The sequence below is a fragment of the Nocardioides sp. NPDC087217 genome, assembly GCF_044744805.1.
Lineage (GTDB): Bacteria > Actinomycetota > Actinomycetes > Propionibacteriales > Nocardioidaceae > Nocardioides.
The window spans coordinates 1,351,177-1,369,650 of record NZ_JBIUZB010000002.1 but is presented as its reverse complement, the minus strand read 5'-3'; the positions used below and the strand labels follow the sequence as shown (position 1 = coordinate 1,369,650).

Below are 18,474 nucleotides of genomic sequence, written 5' to 3'. Positions count from 1 at the left end.
AACGCACCGGGCGACCACGATGCTGCTCTCGTCCGCGCGGCTGACTACGCTGTGACCATGAGCGATCTGTCCGCCTTGACGAGTTCTGCCTACAACCAAGCCCTCGAGGTCATCGCCTCCGTGGAGCCCCGCATCGCCGAGGCGACCAAGCAGGAGCTCGCTGACCAGCGCGCCAGCCTCAAGCTGATCGCGAGCGAGAACTACGCGAGCCCCGCCACGCTGATGACGATGGGCACCTGGTTCTCCGACAAGTACGCCGAGGGCACCGTCGGTCACCGCTTCTACGCCGGCTGCCAGAACGTCGACACCGTCGAGCAGATCGCCGCCGAGCACGCCAAGGAGCTCTTCGGTGCGGAGTACGCCTACGTGCAGCCGCACTCCGGCATCGACGCCAACCTGACGGCGTACTGGGCCATCCTCGCCCACCGGGTCGAAGGCCCGTGGCTGGAGAAGATGGCCGTCAAGAACATGAACGAGCTCTCCGAGGCCGACTGGGAGACGCTCCGTGGCGAGCTCGGTAACCAGCGCCTGCTGGGCATGTCGCTGGACGCCGGCGGCCACCTCACCCACGGCTTCCGCCCGAACATCTCCGGCAAGATGTTCCACCAGAACCAGTACGGCACCGACCCCGAGACCGGGCTGCTCGACTACGACTCGCTGCGCGCCAAGGCCAAGGAGTTCCAGCCGCTGATCATCGTGGCCGGCTACTCCGCCTACCCGCGCCGGGTGAACTTCGCCAAGATGCGCGAGATCGCCGACGAGGTCGGCGCCACCCTGATGGTCGACATGGCCCACTTCGCCGGCCTCGTCGCCGGCAAGGTGTTCCAGGGCGAGGAGAACCCGGTTCCCTACGCCCACGTCGTCACCTCGACCTCGCACAAGTCCCTCCGCGGCCCGCGCGGCGGCTTCATCCTGGCCACCGAGGAGTACGCCCCGAGCGTCGACCGCGGCTGCCCGATGGTCCTCGGCGGCCCGCTCTCGCACGTCATGGCCGCGAAGGCCGTCGCGTTCGCCGAGGCGAAGCAGGAGAGCTTCCAGATCTACGCCCAGGAGGTCGCCGACAACGCCAAGTCGCTCGCCGAGGGCTTCCTCAAGCGTGGCGCCAAGCTCGTCACCGGCGGCACCGACAACCACCTCGTCCTGCTCGACGTGACCAGCTTCGGCCTCACCGGCCGCCAGGCCGAGTCGGCGCTGCTCGACTCCGGCGTGGTCACCAACCGCAACTCGGTCCCGGCCGACCCCAACGGTGCCTGGTACACCTCGGGCATCCGCCTCGGCACCCCGGCGCTGACCACTCGCGGCTTCGGCGCCGACGAGTTCGACCGGGTCGCCGAGCTCATCGTCGACGTGCTCTCGAAGACCACCCCCGGCACCACGAAGGCCGGCGGCCCGTCCAAGGCGTCCTACGCCATCGAGGACTCCGTCGCAGACAACACCAAGGCCGCCGCGGCGGAGCTGCTCGCGAAGTTCCCGCTGTACCCCGGTCTCGACCTCGCCTGAGCTCGTGCCTGCTCCGAAGCGACCCAGCTCGATCCCCGGCGTCGGGGCCCCTGAGAAGGTGGTCCCGACGGCGGAGGTGCGTGTCGTCGTCGAGGACGAGTGGCCGGCGCTGAAGAAGGTGCGCCTCGCGGCTCTCCAGGACACTCCTCGTGCGTTCTGGGCCTCCTACGACGAGGTGGTGACCTGGCCCGACGAGCGCTGGCGGCTGTGGGCCGCGTCCGGCGCCGCCTACATCGCCTGGCTCGGCGAGAAGCCTTCTGGGCTCGCCGCCGGGATCATCCACGACGGCGAGCACCACCTGATCAACATGTGGCTCGCCCCCGAGGCGCGTGGCCATGGTCTCGCCGAGGGCCTCATCCTGGCCGTCGCCGGCTGGGCGCGTCGTGACGGTGCCTCCGTGCTGACCCTGTGGGTCGTCGATGGCAACGAGTCCGGGCGCCGCCTCTACGAACGCCTCGGCTTCGAGCTCACCGGTGAGACGCAGCCCTTCCCCGAGGGCGACCCCCGCACCGAGTCGAAGATGGCGCTCCGCCTCACCTGACCGCGATGGCCGATCCACGCGAGGGCGTGACCCCCGACGGTCTGATCGTCACGGGAGCGCGCCGTGACCGGGTGCCGTCCGCGTACGAGCCGGTCCTGGCGTACGTCCTCGGGCGGGTCCCACCCGAGGTGTCGGTCCACGTCTACGGCTCGGTGGCCAACGGCACGGCCACCGAGCCCACCTCCGACGTCGACCTGCTGACGATCGGACTCCCGGCGGCGGACGCCTCCGCGCTCGGCGCCGAGGCGTCGGCGGCCTTCGACCGGGTCTGCCGCGGCGTGGAGATCGCCGCCGCGTCCGCCGACGACTACGCCGGGGAGGGCGACGAGGCGTACGGCAACCGCGTCTTCCTGCACCACTACTGCGCCCATCTGGCCGGCCCCGACCCGGGCGAGGCCCTGCCCGGATTCCCGGCAGACGCTCGTGCCGCCCGCGGCTTCAACGGCGACATCGAGCGTGCCCTGCGCCGGTGGCGCACCGCCTTCGGCCGCGACGACCCGAGCGACCTCTCCCGCCGGATCGCACGCAAGTCCCTGCTCGCCCTGGCCGGCCTGGTCAGCGTCCACGACGGCACCTGGACCACCGACCGCTTCGCGGCCGCAGCCCGCTGGAGCGAGATCGAACCAACGCTGGCGCCGCAGCTGGCCAGGCTCCGGACACTCTGCGACAGCGGTGGTGCCTCCGCGGACGAGACCGCGGCGCTGCTCGCTGCCGGCGGCGTGATCGAGTCCATCGCCACCCGCTTCGCGGCGGAGATCGGGCTGTGGCGGCCCTAGACTCGGCCCGTGACGAGTGATGAGGTCGAGGTCAGCGCCCTGGCGATCAATGTCGCCGTTCCCGAGGCCCTTCAGTGGACCGACACCCGCCGCGACGTGGTCTTCCGGCTCAGCACCCTCAACGTACGTCTCCTGCCCGACGGGCGCCTCGCGGCCAAGGCGTACGGCCGCCCGGTCGAGGGAGGCCGCAGCGCCTACACCTCGTTCCCGGTCCCGGACCGCCCCGAGCTGACCGCGCTGATCAGCGAGGCCGCGCAGATGGCTGCCGAGCGGTGGCGAGCGGCGTACGCTCCACAGGCATGACTCCGGACGAGGTCGACGCCTTCCTCTCCTCGCTGGACGGCTGCCGCCACAAACCGCGTGGCTGGTATGTCCACGACCGCTTGGTCGCCAGGCTGGTCGACCCGACCACCCTGCTCGTCCGGGTCCCGGTCGAGCGCCGCGAGGAGTTGGTCGAGCGCTGGCCGGACGCCTTCGGCATCCCGCCCCGGCTGGAGGCCCATCACAAGATCGAGGCCTACCTCGACCGTGCCCCTTCAGAGGCCGTGAAATCAGCGATACAGCTCGCCTGGGAGTTCCAGCGCGGCGATTGACCCGATCAGCCGAGGAGAGCGTCGACGTCGACCGGGACCTTGACGTCGACGTAGGTCAGCGTCGCTGTCCCGTCCGTGTATCGGCCGGTCTCCACGAAGTAGCCGCCCTCGAGGCGATGGGTGAGGATGACGTGGTCACGAGGGTCGACGATCCAGTACGCCGGGGCGCCCCACTGGGCATAGCGGTTGAGCTTGCCGACGAGGTCGTCGCGACGGTTGCTGGAGAGGATCTCGACGACCAGGTGCGGTGTGCTGGTCAACGTCCGCTCCTCGTCGGTCTGGACATGGACCATGAGGTCGGGGATGAGCTCTTCTCGCACGTCGTTCGGCGACCACCCCCATACTTGGGTCACATCGGCGCCCGGCGCGAGGTGATGGCGGATCAGCGTCTGGAGCTCGAACATGATGCGCTGGTGTTTGCGTCCTGGCGGTGCCATGGTGACGAGCGATCCTCCGTAGTACTCACCCGGGGTGTCCTCGAGGGCGAGATACTCGTCCCACGACATCGGCACGCGGGTGAGGTCGCCAGAATGGCTGGCGATGCTCATCACATGCTCCCTTCTGGTGGCGATCTGGAAGGTGGATTCGTCGTCCGTCTTCAGTCTCGCCGATCCGCGGGAACAGGTCCAGGACTATGCCGGCTTGCGCCAGACCGAGACATGACTGAGCGAGTCGCTGGTGAACGGGGATCGATCCCAGCCGCCGTAGCGCGCCTCCAGGGTCATTCCGGCCAACCGCGCCATCAGGTCGCATTCGGAGGGCCAGATGTAGCGGTGGTTCGACTCGCCGCGCCGGTAGGTGTCGCCCTCCTTGGTGAAGTGGTGAGAGGTCAGCAGCTGCATGGCGATGTCGACGGTGTCCAGACCGACGTGACGCTCCGAGACGTCGAACGTTGCCGCGACCGCGGTGGGTGGAAGGAGGCGCAGCTCCGGCACCCACAGCTCGATGACGAACCGCCCGCCCGGGGCCAGATGACGAGCAGCGTTGGCGAAGCAGGCGACCTGTTCGTCCTGGGTCAGCAGGTTGGAGACCGTGTTGTAGACCAGATAGACCAACGAGTACGTCCCCACCCCGGGCGCCTCGGCGGCAGCCATGTCGCCGACCACCACCGGGATCTCCTCCTCGGTGACCTTGCGCCGTAGGACGTCGACCATCGGCTGGGACAGCTCGATGCCGGTGACCGGCACCCCCAGCTCCCGCAGCGGTACGCCGATCCGGCCCGTCCCGATGGCGAGCTCGAGCGCGGGGCCGCCGTCGGCGAGGTCGGCGAGGAAGCGGGCCACCGGGCCGGTCACCTCGGGTGAGTTGACCCAGTCGTCGGGGTCGTCGTAGCGCTCGGCGTCGTCGCGGGTCCACAGATCGCTGCTGGTCATGGGCGTCGACTCTGCCCGGCGAGATGCCCCGGCGCGAACCATTTTCCCGGTCTGACGTCCGGCTCAGAGCCAGGAGTAGCCGACCTCGGGCCGGCCGCCGCTGGGACCGTAGCGGACCCCGCGCGCGGCCAGGCCCTTGTCGGCAAGATGCTCGAGGTAGCGCCGCGCCGTCACCCGCGACGCGCCGACCACCGCGGCGACCTCGCTCGCGGACAGGTCGCGGTCGGCCTCGCGCAGCGCGGCCGTCACCGCCCGCAGCGTCTCCGCGCTCATGCCCTTGGGCAGAGGTGTGCTGCCGGTGGGCCGGAGCGATCCCAGCAGCTGGTCTACCTCGTCCTGGACGACCTCCTCGGGGGCAGCGTCCAAGCGGGCGCGATAGTCGGCGTACTGCTCGAGCTTGTCCCGGAACGTCGCGAACGTGAACGGCTTGAGCAGGTAGAGCACGACCCCCTGCACGACGGCCTGCCGCACGACCTTGGTGTCCCGGGCCGCGGTCACCGCGATCACGTCGCACAGGTGCCCGGCGGCGCGCAGCCTGCTGAGCAGCCCGAGCCCATGCCCGTCGGGCAGGTTCATGTCGAGCAGGATCAGGTCGACCGGAGTGCCGGCGTCGCGGGCCGCATCGAGCGCGCGGACGGCCTCGCGCGCCGACCGCGCGATCCCGGCCAGGGCGAAGCCCGAGACCCGGCCGACGTACGCCGCGTGGGCCTCGGCGGCGAGCGCCTCGTCCTCGACGACCAGGACACGCACGTTCATCCGGCCACCTCCGTGCCGAGGGTGACGGTGAACTCGGCCCCGCCGAGGTGGGAGCGGCCGATGACGACCTCGCCACCATGACGCCGGGCGATCTGCCCGACCAGTGCGAGGCCCAAGCCGCGGCCGGTGCCGGGCTCGGCCTTCGTAGTCCAGCCGCGGTCGAGGACGCGCGCCGAGTCAGCGTCGTCCAGGCCAGGTCCGCTGTCGCCCACGCGCACCGTGAGGGTGTCGTCGTCCCCGGTCAGGTGGACCTCGACCTGGCGGGACTCGAAGCCGGAGACGGCGTCGAAGGCGTTGTCGACGAGGTTGCCCAGCACCGTCACCAGGTCGCGGGGCGGGATGCCCGTGCCCGACGGCACCTCGCCGACGATACGGAACTCGACGCCCTGCTCGGCCGCCTCGGCCGACTTGCCGAGCAGGAGCGCGGCCACGACGGGATCCTCGACCGCGCCGACGACCCGGTCGGTGAGGAGCTGGGCGACCTGGAGCTCCTCGGTCGCGAACTCGACCGCGTCCTGCTCGCGGCCCATCTCGATGAGAGAGACCACGGTGTGGAGGCGGTTGGCGGCCTCGTGGTTCTGGGACCGGAGCGACTCGGTGAGGCGGCGTACGACCTCGAGCTCGCCGGTCACCGAGCGCAGCTCGGTGTGGTCGCGCAGCGTCACCACGGCGCCGACCTCGCGGCCGTCCCACAGGGCGGGGGCCGAGGAGACCACCAGGATCCGCTCGCCGGCGAGGTAGAGATCGTCGGACTCGGCGGTGCGGCCGCGGGCGGCGGCGACAAGCCCGGGCGCCAGGTCGAGGTCCTCGATCCGGGTGCCGATGACGTCCTCCGGCAGCGCCAGCAGGCGCCGCGCCTCGTCGTTGACCAGCTGCACGCGCCCCTCCCCGTCGAGCAGGAGCAGACCTTCGCGGACCGAGTGGAGGACGGCGGAGTAGTACTCGTACATCCGGGCCAGCTCACGCTCGCCCATGCCATGGGTCAGCCGGTGCAGGCGCCTGCTCAGCAGCCAGGCGCCGGTCAGCCCCACGGCCAGCACCAGCGCGCCGCACAGCAGCACGATCGTGACGTCGCGCCTGAGACCGCGGTTGATGTCGCTGACCGTGATGCCGACGGATACGAGCGCGACGACCTCGTCGCCGTCCTCGACCGGCACCACCGAGCGGACCGACGGGCCGAGCGTCCCGGTGTACTGCTGGATGAAGACCTCGCCGTCGGGCGCGCCGCCGAGGTCGCCGACGAACTTCCCGCCGATCTGGCGCGGATCGGTGTGGGTGTAGCGGGTGCGGTCCAGGGCCATCACCACGACGAAGTCGGTGTCGGTATCGCGGCGTACCTGCTCGGTCCAGGGCTGGAGGGTCGCCGTCGGGTCCTCGCCACGCAGCGCCGTGCTGACGGTGGGGGAGTCGGCGACGGTCTGGGCGACGGCCACCGCGCGCTGGGTGGCGCGGCTGTAGGAGTCGCGCTGGGCGTCGTAGGAGGCCATCAGGATGCCGGTGACGACGAGCAGCAGCACTGTGCCGAACTGCAGGAGAAGCACCTGCTGGGCCACCGGCCGATCGCGGAGAACGCGAGGGCGGAACGGGTGGACACGGGGCACGACAACATTCTGGACCACCTCCGTTGCGTGGATGTGATCGCGGCCACGAACACAACGAACACAACAGTGACGGTCGTCACGTTCTCCCGGAGAGTTGCCCGAGTTGCCCCGGAGGGCAGGACACACCGGACCAGGAGGAACGATGAGTACGACCACGACTGAGACAAGACCCAAGAAGGACCGGACACACTATCTCTACATCGCGGTGATCGCCGCGGTGGTCCTCGGCATTCTGGTCGGGCTGATCGCCCCGTCGTTCGCGGTGGAGCTGAAGCCGATCGGCACGGCCTTCGTGAATCTGATCAAGATGATGATCCAGCCGATCATCTTCTGCACCCTCGTCATCGGCGTCGGCTCGGTCGCCAACGCGGCCAAGGTCGGCAAGGTCGGTGGCCTGGCGCTGGCCTACTTCATCGTGATGTCCACGGTCGCCCTGGCGATCGGCGTGGTCGTCGGCAACATCATCGACCCGGGCACCGGCCTCCAGCTGAGCTCGGACGCGTCCAGCGCGGGCCAGGAGGCTGCCTCGGAGGGGCACGCGAGCACGACGGACTTCCTCCTCAGCATCATCCCGACCTCGCTCTTCTCGGCGCTGACCTCTGGCGTGGTGCTGCAGACCCTGCTGGTCGCGCTCCTGGTCGGCTTCGCGCTGCAGCGGATGGGTGAGTCGGGCAAGCCGATCCTCAAGGCGATCACCATGATCCAGAACCTGATCTTCCGGGTGCTCGCGATGATCATGTGGGCCGCCCCGGTCGGCGCCTTCGGCGCCATCGCCGGTGTGGTGGGCGAGACCGGCATCGACGCCCTGAAGAGCCTCGCCGTCATCATGGTCGCCTTCTACATCACCTGCGCGATCTTCGTCTTCGGCATCCTGGGCGTGCTCCTCAAGCTGGCGACTGGCGTCAACCTCTTCAAGCTGCTCAAGTACCTCGCCCGCGAGTTCCTGCTCATCCTCTCCACCAGTTCGTCCGAGTCGGCTCTTCCGCGTCTGATCGCGAAGATGGAGCACGCCGGTGTCGAGAAGGCGACCGTCGGTGTCGTGGTCCCCACGGGCTACTCGTTCAACCTCGACGGCACCGCGATCTACCTGACGATGGCCTCGATCTTCATCGCGGACGCGATGGGCGACCCGCTGAGCATCGGCGAGCAGATCGGCCTGCTGCTGTTCATGATGATCGCCTCCAAGGGTGCCGCCGGTGTCACCGGCGCCGGCCTGGCGACCCTGGCCGGCGGACTGCAGTCCCACCGCCCGGAGATGGTCGACGGGGTCGGGCTCATCGTGGGCATCGACCGGTTCATGTCCGAGGCCCGCGCGCTGACCAACTTCGCCGGCAACTCGGTCGCCACCGTCCTGGTCGGCCACTGGACCAAGACCATCGACCACAGCCAGCTCGACCGCGTCCTGGACGGTCAGGACCCGTTCGACGAGACGACCATGGTCGACGACCACGCCGCCCCGCCTGCGGCCGAAACCGACAAGGCGCTCGTCTAGACCCCACGACAACAGGCCGTACGCCGCGCGGACACGCGCGACGTACGGCCTGTCGTCATCGGTTGCGGTAGAGGATCCGCGCCAGCTCGAACGGCGCGGCGCGCCACGACCCGATCGGCTCGTCGTCGAGCCCGATCCGGCCGAGGGCGGCGACGATCCAGGAGAAGGCGAAGCAGCCGATACCACCGACGGCCCAGATCCCGACCGTACGCCAGGCCAGGTCGCCGCCGAAGGCCCGGAAGATGCCGATGACGGCGGCGATCACGGCGATCGCTCCGATCAGCCAGAAGAGGATCGAGCAGATGACGGCGGCCAGCCGGCCGGCCACGGCCAGTGGGTCGCGAGGCGGCTGGTGATGGGGCCCTTGGCCGGGGCCTTGATGGGGAGGATGCGGATAGTTCATTTGGGCGCTGATTCTGGCCTAACCCGGCTGCCGGAGCCACACCGGGATGGCGGGTCGTCATGGTGCCGGAGTGCGTGACAGGTATCGTCCTGCGCGTTCTCGGGTGAGTGTTCGACAATTTGCCCGGGACATCGAAGGACCATAACGACTAATGTTATGGAGATCACATAACGAGGCGCTGCCTCGTGGACCCGACGCGGCCTGCGTGGCACGACTCCGTGGATCAACACGACGATGGAGGGTGCAATCAGATGCACGTGCGAAAGTGGCAAATCGGAGCAGTAGTCGCAGGTCTGCTCGCTGTGACCGGCTGCGGCGTCCCCGGTGGCGGCGGCAGCAACGATGCCGGCGACACCGAAGAGGGAGACGGCAGCATCCAGATCCTCGGCGCGATCCCCGAGGGCGAGGCCGTGGGGCTCAACGCGGCCCTCGACACGTTCACCAAGGAGACCGGGATCGAGGTGACCTACACCCCCTCCACGGACTTCACCACCGAGATCCGCACCAAGGTCAACGGAAACGACGCGCCCGACATCGCGCTCTTCCCGCAGCCCGGTCTGGTCGGTGACCTGACCGAGTCGGGTGACACGCTCCCGCTCGACGACCTCATCGACGTCGGCTCGCTCGACGACACCATGATCCCGGGCCTGATGGACTCGGTCGAGATCGACGACAAGACCTACGGCGTCCCGATCCGCGTCTCGATGAAGTCGCTGGTCTGGACCCCGAAGAACTTCGAGCAGTCCGGCTACAAGGCGCCCACGACCTGGGACGAGCTGCGAAGCCTCGAGGACCAGATGATCGCCAAGGGCCAGACCCCGTGGTGCCTCGGCGCCGAGGCCGGTGCCGACACCGGCTGGGTCTACACCGACTGGGTCGAGGAGATCGTCCTGCGCCAGGAGGGCCCGGAGTTCTACGACGAGTGGGTCTCCCACGAGGTCCCCTTCAACGACCCGAAGATCGTCGAGGCGATCGAGACCATGGGCGACATCATCAACAAGCCGAAGAACGTACGCGGCGGGGCCGACGGCACCCTGAGCGAGCCCTTCGGCGACTCCCCGCTCCCGCTCTTCGACGCGAAGCCGGGCTGCCAGATGCACCGTCAGGCCAACTTCATCACCACCTTCTTCCCGAAGGACGTCCAGCAGGACCTGGCCGGCAACGTCGGCGTCTTCGCGCTCCCGGGCAGCATGGAGGGCGGCTTCGAGGGCAACCCGGTGCTCGGCGGCGGTGACATGGCGACCGCCTTCACCAACGACACCGACGTGGTCGAGCTGATGGAGTTCTTCGCGTCCCCCGACTTCGGTGTCGAGTGGGCCAAGTCCGGTGGCTGGCTCTCGCCGAGCGTCGAGTTCGACAACTCCAACTACGCCGACCCGATGTTCGGCGAGATCGCGACCCTGCTGCAGGACGCCGACACGTTCCGCTTCGACGGTTCGGACCTGATGCCCGCACAGGTCGGCGCCGGGACGTTCTGGAGCGAGATGAACGCCTACGTCGGAGGTGAGAAGAGCGCTCAGGAGGCGGCCGACGCGATCGAGGAGAGCTGGCGAGGATGAGCGATGACCCATATCTGAAGATCCTCAACGGCCTGATCGCGATCGTCCTCGGGGTCGGTGGCACCGCTGCTCTCTTCTGGTTGCTCAACTTCCTCTCGGGCCTGCTGCCGGGCCAGTGGGAGAGGCGGGTCAAGCCGTACGTCTTCATCGGCCCGGCCATCCTGGTGGTCGCCGTCTTCCTGGTCTACCCGGCCCTGATGACGGTGATCTACAGCTTCGCCGATGACAACAGCATCAACTGGGTCGGGTTCGACAACTACACGGCGCTCTTCCGGGACGACGAGTTCATCGGCACGTTGGTCAACAACCTGCTCTGGATCCTCATCGTCCCGGCCGCCAGCGTCATCGTCGGCCTGCTCGTGGCGGTGCTGGCCGACCAGCTGAAGGCGTTCCCGGAGCGGGTCGCGAAGTCGGTCATCTTCATGCCGATGGCGATCAGCTTCGTCGGGGCGAGCACGATCTGGGGCTTCGTCTACGCGACCAGGTTCGCGCAGGGCGACAAGCAGATCGGGCTCCTCTCGGCGATCTCGACCAGTCTCGGGTTCGAGCCGGTCGCCTGGCTGCGCATCTCCGACTACAACCTCAACGACCTGCTCCTGATCGTCATCATGATCTGGTTGCAGGCGGGGTTCGCGATGGTGCTGCTCTCCTCGGCGATCAAGAGCGTCCCCGAGGACACCGTGGAGGCGGCGCGCATCGACGGGGCCAGCGAGATCCAGATCTTCTTCAAGGTCGTCGTACCGCAGATCTGGCCGACGGTGATCGTGGTCTTCGTGACCATCCTCATCCTGGTGATGAAGGTCTTCGACATCGTCTACGTGATGACCGGTGGCCGGTCCGGCACCTCGGTGCTGGCCAACACCTTCGTCCTCGAGCTCTTCGAGTTCGGTGACGCCGGTCGCGCGGCCGCGGTGGTCGTGGTCCTGATGATCGCGGTGATCCCGGTGATGGTCTACCAGATGCGCCAGTTCAAGAAGCAGGAGGCCCGCTGATGAGGAGCTTCACCCTCGGCAGCGTCGCTGTCCGTGTGGGCATCGTCCTGCTGTGCGTCCTCTGGTTCATCCCGACGCTGGGTCTGCTGATCTCGTCGTTCCGCGACGAGGCCGACGTGAAGTCGTCGGGCTGGTGGACGGTCATCACCGACCCGTTCTCCCAGTGGACCTTCGACAGCTACTCGCAGGTCCTCGAGAGCGGGATGGCGAACGCCTTCGTGAACTCGATCGTCGTCTCCGTCCCCGCGACGGTGCTGCCGATCATGATCGCCGCGTTCGCTGCGTACGCATTCACGTTCATGCGGTTCCCGGGGCGCAACGTGCTGTTCATGGTGATCGTCGGGTTGCTGGTGGTCCCGCTGCAGGTGGCGTTCGTGCCGCTGCTCAACCTGTTCGGGAGCTACGACCTCAACGGCACCTTCCTCGCGGTGTGGCTGGCCCACACGGCGTTCGGGATGCCGTTGGCTGTCTTCATCCTGCGCAGCTACATGGCGACCCTGCCACAGGAGATCATCGAGTCGGCCGAGATCGACGGGGCCTCCCACTTCCAGACCTTCTGGAGGCTGATCGTGCCGATGTCGGTGCCCGCACTGGCAGCGTTCGCGATCTTCCAGTTCCTCTGGGTCTGGAACGACCTTCTGGTCGCGCTCATCTTCCTCGGGGCGGGTGACAACGAGGTCGTCACGATCACGTTGCGCGACCTGATCGGCGACCGTGGCCAGGAGTGGCACCTGCTCACTGCTGGCGCGTTCATCACGATGACGGTGCCGCTGCTGGTGTTCTTCTCGCTGCAGCGCTACTTCGTCCGTGGGCTCACGGCCGGGTCCGTCAAGGGCTGAGGTTCGGTCCGCAACGGCGGGCGTCATGTCTCCTTCGGGGCATGGCGCCCGCCGTGCGTCCAGCCACCTCTACAGGGTCGGCTTCGCCCGCTGCACGACCGCCACCTGGTCGCCGCCGGCGAGCATGCCGTACGTCCCGCCGTGGCCCGGCAGGCGGCTGGCGCAGAAGATGTCGGCCACCTCGTCCGGGCCGTGCTGGACCAGGAGGCTCCCCTGGAGGAGTGTCGCCATGCTGCCGGCCAGGCGCCTGGCCGAGCGCTCCAGCTCCTCGGGACTGGTCATCGACTCGCCCAGCAGGGAGAGGGTGGCGTCGACGGCGCGGTCGTAGCGCCGGTCGGCGCCCTTGGCCTTGCCGACCTCGGTGATCCACGCGTCGAGGACCCCGGGTTCGCGCTGGATGGCACGCAGGACGTCGAGGGCGTTGACGTTGCCGGAGCCCTCCCAGACCGAGTTGAGCGGGGACTCGCGGAAGAGCAGGGGCATCACCGACTCCTCGACGTAGCCGTTGCCGCCCAAACACTCCAGCGCCTCCGCGACCATCGCCGGAGTGCGCTTGCAGACCCAGAACTTCGCCAGCGGAAGGCCGATACGGCGCAATGCCCGCTCGTGCTCCTCGTCCGGCCGGTCGACGGCGGCGGCCAGGCGCATCGCCAGGGTCGTGGCCGCCTCGGACTCGACGGCCAGATCGGCGATCACGTTCTGCATCAACGGCTTGTCGGCCAGGGTGGCGCCGAACGCGGAGCGGTGGGCGACGTGCCAGCTCGCCTCGGCCACGGCCCGGCGCATCAAGGAGGCCGAGCCCAGCACGCAGTCGAGGCGGGTAGCGGCGACCATCTCGATGATCGTTCGTACGCCGCGGCCCTCCTCGCCCAGCCGGTAGGCGGTGGTGCCGCGGAACTCGAGCTCGGAGCTGGCGTTGGAGCGGTTGCCGAGCTTGTCCTTGAGCCGCACCACGTCGAGCTGGTTGCGGCTGCCGCCGGGCAGGATGCGAGGGAGGAGGAAGCAGGTCAGGCCATCAGGTGCTTGGGCCAGCACCAGGAAGACGTCGTTCATCGGTGCCGAGGTGAACCACTTGTGCCCGTGCAGCTCGTAGACGCCGTCGCCGACGGGATGCGCCTCGGTGATGTTGAGGCGTACGTCCGAGCCGCCCTGCTTCTCGGTCATCCCCATGCCCGCCAGGGCGCCGAGCTTCTCGGCGGGGTCGCGGAGACCGAAGTCGTAGCTCGTGGAGGCGAGTCTCGGCACCCACTCCTCGGCGAGGGACTCGTCGGCGCGGAGCGCGGGGACCGCGGCGTACGTCATGGAGATCGGGCACAGGTGTCCGGGCTCGGTCTGGGACCAGGCGAGGAACCCGGCGGCGCGGCGTACGTGGGCGTTCCCCTCACCCGTTTCCGCCAGTGCCCAGGGCGCGGCGGCCAGACCGTGGCCGACGGCTTTTTCCATCAGCCAGTGCCAGGACGGGTGGAAGGCGACCTCGTCGATCCGGTTGCCGTAGCGGTCGTAGGGGACCAGCTCGGGGTGGAAGCGGTTGGCGAGGCGGCCGTGCTCCTGTGCCTCGGCGGTGCCGGCCTCGGCGCCCAGGGAGACGAGCGAGTCGAGGGTCTCCTCGCCCGCGTGACGCAGGACCGCCGCCGACAGTGCGGCATCCCCGGTGACCACGTTGTGACCCGCGAGCGCGGGCGCCTGGTTGGTGACACGGCGGATGTCGGAGGCACTCATGCAACAGACGATAGAGCGCGGCGGATAGGGTCACAGATGTGTCCGAGACATCTGCATATGCCCCGAAGTGGGCCGGTGTCGAGCAGGTCGCTCTTCCCGAGACAGTGCGGTCGCCTTGGTGGCAGCTCGGGCGGCGGCTGCTGGCCGCGCTGGCGATCCTGATCGGAACGGTCCTGCTGGTCTATCTCGACCGCGACGCGTACGCCGACAACAACGATCCCACCGGCCAGATCAGCCTGATCGACGCGATCTACTACACGACGGTGACGCTGAGCACGACCGGCTACGGCGACATCGCCCCGGTCGAGGCGCACGCGCGGATGATCAACGCGTTCATCATCACGCCGGCTCGCATCGCCTTCCTGGTGCTGCTGATCGGCACCACCCTCGAGGTCCTCACCAAGCAGGGCCGTGACCTCATCCGAGTCGCTCGCTGGAGGAAGAAGATGTCCCAGCACATCGTCGTCGTCGGTTACGGCACCAAGGGCCGCAGCGCCGTGGAGACGCTGCTGACCAGCGGTGCCGATCCCGAGGAGTTCGTCGTGGTCGACCCCGACCCGGTGGCACGCTCGGATGCCCACTCCGACGGGATCGCCGTGGTCACCGGCGACGCCACCCGGCGCGAGGTGCTGATGCGGGCGGGCGTCAAGGACGCCGAGCAGGTCATCATCACCACCAACCGTGACGACTCCAACGTGCTCACGATCCTGACGGTGCGGCAGATCAACCCCGAGGCGTGGATCGTCGCTGCCGCGCGCGAGCGCGAGAACGCGCCGTTGATGAAGCAGTCCGGAGCCGACTCGGTGATCACCTCCGCCGACGCGGTCGGCCGGCTGATGGGTCTGTCCACCATCTCGCCGACCCTCGGGTCGGTCATGGAGGACCTGCTCAACTCCGGCACCGGCCTGGAGGTCGCCGAGCGCGACCTGCTGGTCAACGAGGTCGGCAAGCAGCCGCAGCAGCTGGCCGACCAGGTGATCGCGGTCGTACGCGACGAGAAGGTCTTCCGCTACTTCGACCCGGTCGTCGGCACCCTGTCGCGCGGGGACCGGTTGGTCGTCGTGCGGGCCGCGAGAGAGCTGCCCTGGGCGCCGCGTCCGGGGACGCACGGCGAGGACACCGCGGAGGCGTAACACCCGCTGAAATAGAAGTCAGCCGCTGGCGTCTCGGGTCACCAGCGGCTGACATGGAAGAGATTAGCGGACGGTCCGGCGGGCTTCAAAGAGTTGTTCTGCACTTTTATGAAGATGGCCCAGATGGGCTATGCCGGGTAGTTCTAGACGGTGACGCGTGGCGGTTTCGGAGGCGCCCGTCGCGCCTGGGATGATGTACGCATGACCGAGGCGCCCCACAGCCCCGGGTCTGCCGACGGGCAGCCGGGCCTTTCCGAGAACGAGAAGCAACTGCTGGACTTCGAGCGTTCCTGGTGGTCGGCCGGCACTGGACGCGACGAGGCGGTCAGGGAGCAGCTCGGGATGAGCGCGGCCGAATACCACCGAGCCGTCAACGACCTGATCGACAAGCCCGAGGCGCTCGCGTACGACGGCGTCCTGGTGCGCCGGCTGCGGCGGCAGCGCGACGCGCGGCGTACGCAGCGCTCGAAGAACCCGCGCTCATAGCCCGCTCAGGTGGGCTGAGTAGCCCGTTCGGGTCATTTGCAGTCTTTTGCATTGCAAGTGCTTGCACGTGTTCGGGTTCGTCGGCTAACGTTCTTCTTGTCAGCCGCTGGTGACCCGAGACGCCAGCGGCTGACTTCTATTTCGGCCCACTTTCCGGGCTGCCGTCGCAGGCGAGCGCCTCCGGCAACCCACGCGAAAACTGACGCATCCGACATGTGCCCGCGGGTATTCATATGTTGGCGTAAATGCGACTCCGTGCAGTGCGCGATTGTGAGGCTGGACGCGCATTGACCCGCTCCGCGGCCGATCGCCACTGTCCACAGGTCAGTATCGGCTGCTCGCCTCGGCGGGGCCGGCTCAAGGAGAGTCTGCGTGAACAACAGACGCGTAGCACAGGGCCTGACCATGGCCCTCATCTCGGCGGTGGCCGCCATCAGCATGCCCACAGGCGTGCAGGCGGCCAGCGACCCCAAGCCCGGCAAAGGCACCGTGGCATCCCAGGAGACCGACGACGGCCGCGCCGTCGTCAGCGGCAAGGAAGCCAGGACCAAGGCGGAGAGGTCAGCTGCGGCCTTCGTCGCCGCCGATCCCGCGGCGTTGAACCTCGGCGCCAAGGACGAGGCCGTCAGGCTGAAGACGTACCAGTCCTCCGGGCTGCAGTACGTCTCCTACGACCGCACCCACCAGGGCCTGCGCGTCGTCGGCGGTGACTTCGTGGTCGCCGCCGACGCGGAGGGCAACCTGCTGGGCACCTCGGTCGCCCAGGACGCCCCGGTCAAGGTCTCCACCACGAAGCCCGCGATCACCGAGGCGAAGGCACGGACGGTCGCCAAGGGCAAGGTGACCAAGCCGGTCGTCGAGTCCAGCGAGCTGGTCATCGTCCAGGGCGAGGCCGGCTCGGACCTGGCGTACGAGACGATCGTGACCGGCACTCGCGCGGGCGAGCCCTCACGGCTCTCGGTCTTCGTCGACGCCGCCACGGGCAAGGTGCTCTCCACCAAGGAGCACGTCGTCGAGGGCACCGGCAACTCGGGCTACTCCGGGTCCGTGTCGATCTCGACGCAGCTCTCCGGGTCGACGTACTCGTTGACCGACCCGTCTGCGACGACGCTCAAGTGTCAGAACTCGAGCGGCAACGTCACCTACACCGGCACCGACGACGCCTGGGGCAACGGCGACCCGACCAACCGGGAGACCGGCTGTGTCGATGCGTTCTACGCCGCCCAGCAGGAGAAGGGCATGCTGACCTCGTGGCTGGGTCGCTCGGGCATGGACGGCTCCGGCGGCTGGCTCCCGATCCGGGTGGGTCTGGCCGACGTGAACGCCTACTACGACGGTACGCAGGTGCAGATCGGGCACTCGCAGTCCGGCTCCCGCTGGATCGGCTCGCTCGACGTCGTCGCCCACGAGTTCGGCCACGGCATCGACGACCACACCCCCGGCGGGATCTCGGGTGGCAACACCCAGGAGTTCGTCGCGGACACCTTCGGCGCCGCCACCGAGTGGTACGACAACCAGACCGCCAACGACACCCCCGACTACACCGTCGGTGAGGAGGTCGACCTGGTGGGCGCCGGCCCGATCCGCAACATGTACAACCCGTCGCTGGTCGGTGACGACAACTGCTACTCGTCCTCGACGCCGGGCGACGAGGTCCACGCCGCGGCCGGACCGGGAAACCACTGGTTCTACCTGCTCGCCGAGGGGTCCAACCCGACCAACGGTCAGCCGACCTCGCCGACCTGCAACGGGTCCACCGTCACCGGTGTGGGGATCCAGAAGGCGATGAAGGTCATGTACAACGCGATGCTGCTGAAGACCTCCTCGTCGTCGTACCTGAAGTACCGCACCTGGACGCTCACCGCGGCCAAGAACCTGTACGGCACCACCACCTGCACCGAGTTCAACGCGGTCAAGGCCGCCTGGAACGCCGTCTCGGTTCCCGCCCAGACCGGTGACCCGACCTGCACCCCGGGTGGCGGCAGCAGCCCCGTGACGGTGGCCTCCCCGGGCTCGAAGACCGGCACCGTCGGCACCGCGATCTCGTCCCTCACGGTCACGGCCTCGGGCGGCACCTCGCCCTACACCTACACCGCGACCGGCCTCCCGGCGGGCGTCTCGATCTCGTCCTCGGGCACGGTCTCCGGCACGCCGACCGCGGCCGGCACCTACACGCCGACGGTCACCGCGACTGACGCCGCCGGTGTGACCGGCAACGTGCAGTTCACCTTCACCGTCTCAGGCACCGGCGGCGGCACCTGCTCGGGCCAGAAGCTGACCAACCCGGGCTTCGAGTCCGGCGCGACCGGCTGGACCGCCTCCTCGGGTGTGATCGACAGCTCGACCAGCGCGCCGGCGCACTCCGGGTCGTACAAGGCCTGGCTGAACGGGTACGGCTCCACCCACACCGACACGCTGTCGCAGTCGGTGACGATCCCGTCCGGGTGTGCCGCCTCGCTCACCTTCTGGCTGTACGTCGACTCCGATGAGACGACCACGACCTCGGCGTACGACAAGCTGACGGTCAAGGCCGGGACGACCACCCTGGCGACCTACTCGAACCTCAACAAGGGTTCGGGCTACGTCCAGAAGTCGCTCAGCCTCAGCGGGCAGGCGGGCTCCACGGTCACCCTCACCTTCACCGGTACGGAGGACTCCTCCCTCGCGACGAGCTTCCTGATCGATGACACGGCCGTGAACCTGTCGTAGGC

18 protein-coding genes are annotated in these 18,474 nt (G+C 68.6%); 12 read left to right on the top strand and 6 right to left on the bottom strand.

Annotated features, from left to right (window positions below; genetic code table 11):
• The first annotated feature begins 57 nt into the window (after positions 1-57).
• From ACIO3S_RS14000 to ACIO3S_RS13980, 5 genes are read left to right on the top strand one after another with little or no spacing between them, the layout of a single operon-like run.
• Positions 58-1,500, top strand: a complete 1,443-nt coding sequence (locus ACIO3S_RS14000) for a glycine hydroxymethyltransferase (RefSeq protein WP_400464403.1) — start codon at positions 58-60, stop codon at positions 1,498-1,500.
• A gap of 4 nt (positions 1,501-1,504) precedes the next feature.
• Positions 1,505-2,041: a GNAT family N-acetyltransferase gene (locus ACIO3S_RS13995; RefSeq protein ID WP_160022524.1), complete on the top strand. Its 537-nt coding sequence runs from the start codon at positions 1,505-1,507 to the stop codon at positions 2,039-2,041.
• 5 nt (positions 2,042-2,046) lie between these two features.
• A complete protein-coding gene (locus ACIO3S_RS13990; RefSeq protein ID WP_400464398.1) occupies positions 2,047-2,817 on the top strand; it encodes a nucleotidyltransferase domain-containing protein in 771 nt (256 codons plus the stop codon).
• A gap of 9 nt (positions 2,818-2,826) precedes the next feature.
• Positions 2,827-3,120, top strand: a complete 294-nt coding sequence (locus tag ACIO3S_RS13985; protein WP_400464395.1) for a hypothetical protein — start codon at positions 2,827-2,829, stop codon at positions 3,118-3,120.
• Positions 3,117-3,410 (top strand): hypothetical protein, encoded by a 294-nt coding sequence (locus ACIO3S_RS13980; RefSeq protein WP_400464392.1) that lies wholly within the window; start codon positions 3,117-3,119, stop codon positions 3,408-3,410. Before ACIO3S_RS13985 ends, ACIO3S_RS13980 begins: the two co-directional genes overlap by 4 nt.
• A gap of 5 nt (positions 3,411-3,415) precedes the next feature.
• On the opposite strand, the gene ACIO3S_RS13975 is transcribed toward ACIO3S_RS13980, so the two are convergent.
• From ACIO3S_RS13975 to ACIO3S_RS13960, 4 genes are all read right to left on the bottom strand, one after another.
• The gene (locus tag ACIO3S_RS13975; RefSeq protein WP_400464389.1) at positions 3,416-3,958 is read right to left on the bottom strand and encodes a Uma2 family endonuclease; all 543 of its coding nucleotides are present in this window, start codon (positions 3,956-3,958) and stop codon (positions 3,416-3,418) included.
• A gap of 84 nt (positions 3,959-4,042) precedes the next feature.
• Complete coding sequence (locus tag ACIO3S_RS13970) at positions 4,043-4,783, bottom strand: class I SAM-dependent DNA methyltransferase (RefSeq protein ID WP_400464386.1); 741 nt, start codon at positions 4,781-4,783, stop codon at positions 4,043-4,045.
• A 63-nt stretch (positions 4,784-4,846) separates the two neighbouring features.
• A complete protein-coding gene (locus tag ACIO3S_RS13965) occupies positions 4,847-5,539 on the bottom strand; it encodes a response regulator (protein WP_400464383.1) in 693 nt (230 codons plus the stop codon).
• The gene (locus ACIO3S_RS13960; RefSeq protein WP_400464381.1) at positions 5,536-7,140 is read right to left on the bottom strand and encodes an ATP-binding protein; all 1,605 of its coding nucleotides are present in this window, start codon (positions 7,138-7,140) and stop codon (positions 5,536-5,538) included. The genes ACIO3S_RS13965 and ACIO3S_RS13960 overlap by 4 nt, the downstream gene beginning before the upstream one ends.
• Before the next feature lie 142 nt (positions 7,141-7,282).
• Here ACIO3S_RS13960 and ACIO3S_RS13955 point away from each other — a divergent pair, with 142 nt between their 5' ends.
• The gene (locus ACIO3S_RS13955) at positions 7,283-8,632 is read left to right on the top strand and encodes a cation:dicarboxylate symporter family transporter (RefSeq protein ID WP_400464378.1); all 1,350 of its coding nucleotides are present in this window, start codon (positions 7,283-7,285) and stop codon (positions 8,630-8,632) included.
• Positions 8,633-8,687: 55 nt separating this feature from the next.
• Here the strand turns inward: ACIO3S_RS13955 and ACIO3S_RS13950 are convergent, their stop codons facing one another.
• A complete protein-coding gene (locus ACIO3S_RS13950; RefSeq protein ID WP_400464375.1) occupies positions 8,688-8,960 on the bottom strand; it encodes a hypothetical protein in 273 nt (90 codons plus the stop codon).
• A 332-nt stretch (positions 8,961-9,292) separates the two neighbouring features.
• Here ACIO3S_RS13950 and ACIO3S_RS13945 point away from each other — a divergent pair, with 332 nt between their 5' ends.
• Genes ACIO3S_RS13945 through ACIO3S_RS13935 form a run of 3 tightly spaced genes read left to right on the top strand, consistent with a single transcriptional unit; the run spans position 9,293 to position 12,425 of the window.
• Positions 9,293-10,594, top strand: a complete 1,302-nt coding sequence (locus ACIO3S_RS13945; RefSeq protein ID WP_400464372.1) for an ABC transporter substrate-binding protein — start codon at positions 9,293-9,295, stop codon at positions 10,592-10,594.
• On the top strand, positions 10,591-11,586 hold the full coding sequence (locus ACIO3S_RS13940; protein ID WP_400464369.1) for a carbohydrate ABC transporter permease: 996 nt from the start codon (positions 10,591-10,593) through the stop codon (positions 11,584-11,586). Before ACIO3S_RS13945 ends, ACIO3S_RS13940 begins: the two co-directional genes overlap by 4 nt.
• Positions 11,586-12,425 carry a carbohydrate ABC transporter permease gene (locus ACIO3S_RS13935; RefSeq protein ID WP_160022548.1) on the top strand — a complete coding sequence of 280 codons (840 nt, stop codon included), beginning with the start codon at positions 11,586-11,588 and terminating at the stop codon, positions 12,423-12,425. The genes ACIO3S_RS13940 and ACIO3S_RS13935 overlap by 1 nt, the downstream gene beginning before the upstream one ends.
• Positions 12,426-12,494: 69 nt before the next feature.
• Here ACIO3S_RS13935 and ACIO3S_RS13930 read toward each other — a convergent pair whose 3' ends face one another.
• Positions 12,495-14,144, bottom strand: coding sequence for an acyl-CoA dehydrogenase family protein (locus tag ACIO3S_RS13930; protein ID WP_400464365.1), 1,650 nt, complete (start codon positions 14,142-14,144; stop codon positions 12,495-12,497).
• A gap of 38 nt (positions 14,145-14,182) precedes the next feature.
• Here ACIO3S_RS13930 and ACIO3S_RS13925 point away from each other — a divergent pair, with 38 nt between their 5' ends.
• The 3 genes from ACIO3S_RS13925 (at position 14,183) to ACIO3S_RS13915 (ending at position 18,472) form a co-directional block, all read left to right on the top strand.
• Positions 14,183-15,277 (top strand): potassium channel family protein, encoded by a 1,095-nt coding sequence (locus ACIO3S_RS13925; RefSeq protein ID WP_400464362.1) that lies wholly within the window; start codon positions 14,183-14,185, stop codon positions 15,275-15,277.
• Between the two features lie 201 nt (positions 15,278-15,478).
• Positions 15,479-15,763 carry a DUF3263 domain-containing protein gene (locus ACIO3S_RS13920; protein ID WP_160022554.1) on the top strand — a complete coding sequence of 95 codons (285 nt, stop codon included), beginning with the start codon at positions 15,479-15,481 and terminating at the stop codon, positions 15,761-15,763.
• A gap of 372 nt (positions 15,764-16,135) precedes the next feature.
• Positions 16,136-18,472: a M4 family metallopeptidase gene (locus tag ACIO3S_RS13915; protein ID WP_400464358.1), complete on the top strand. Its 2,337-nt coding sequence runs from the start codon at positions 16,136-16,138 to the stop codon at positions 18,470-18,472.
• Positions 18,473-18,474: the final 2 nt, after the last annotated feature.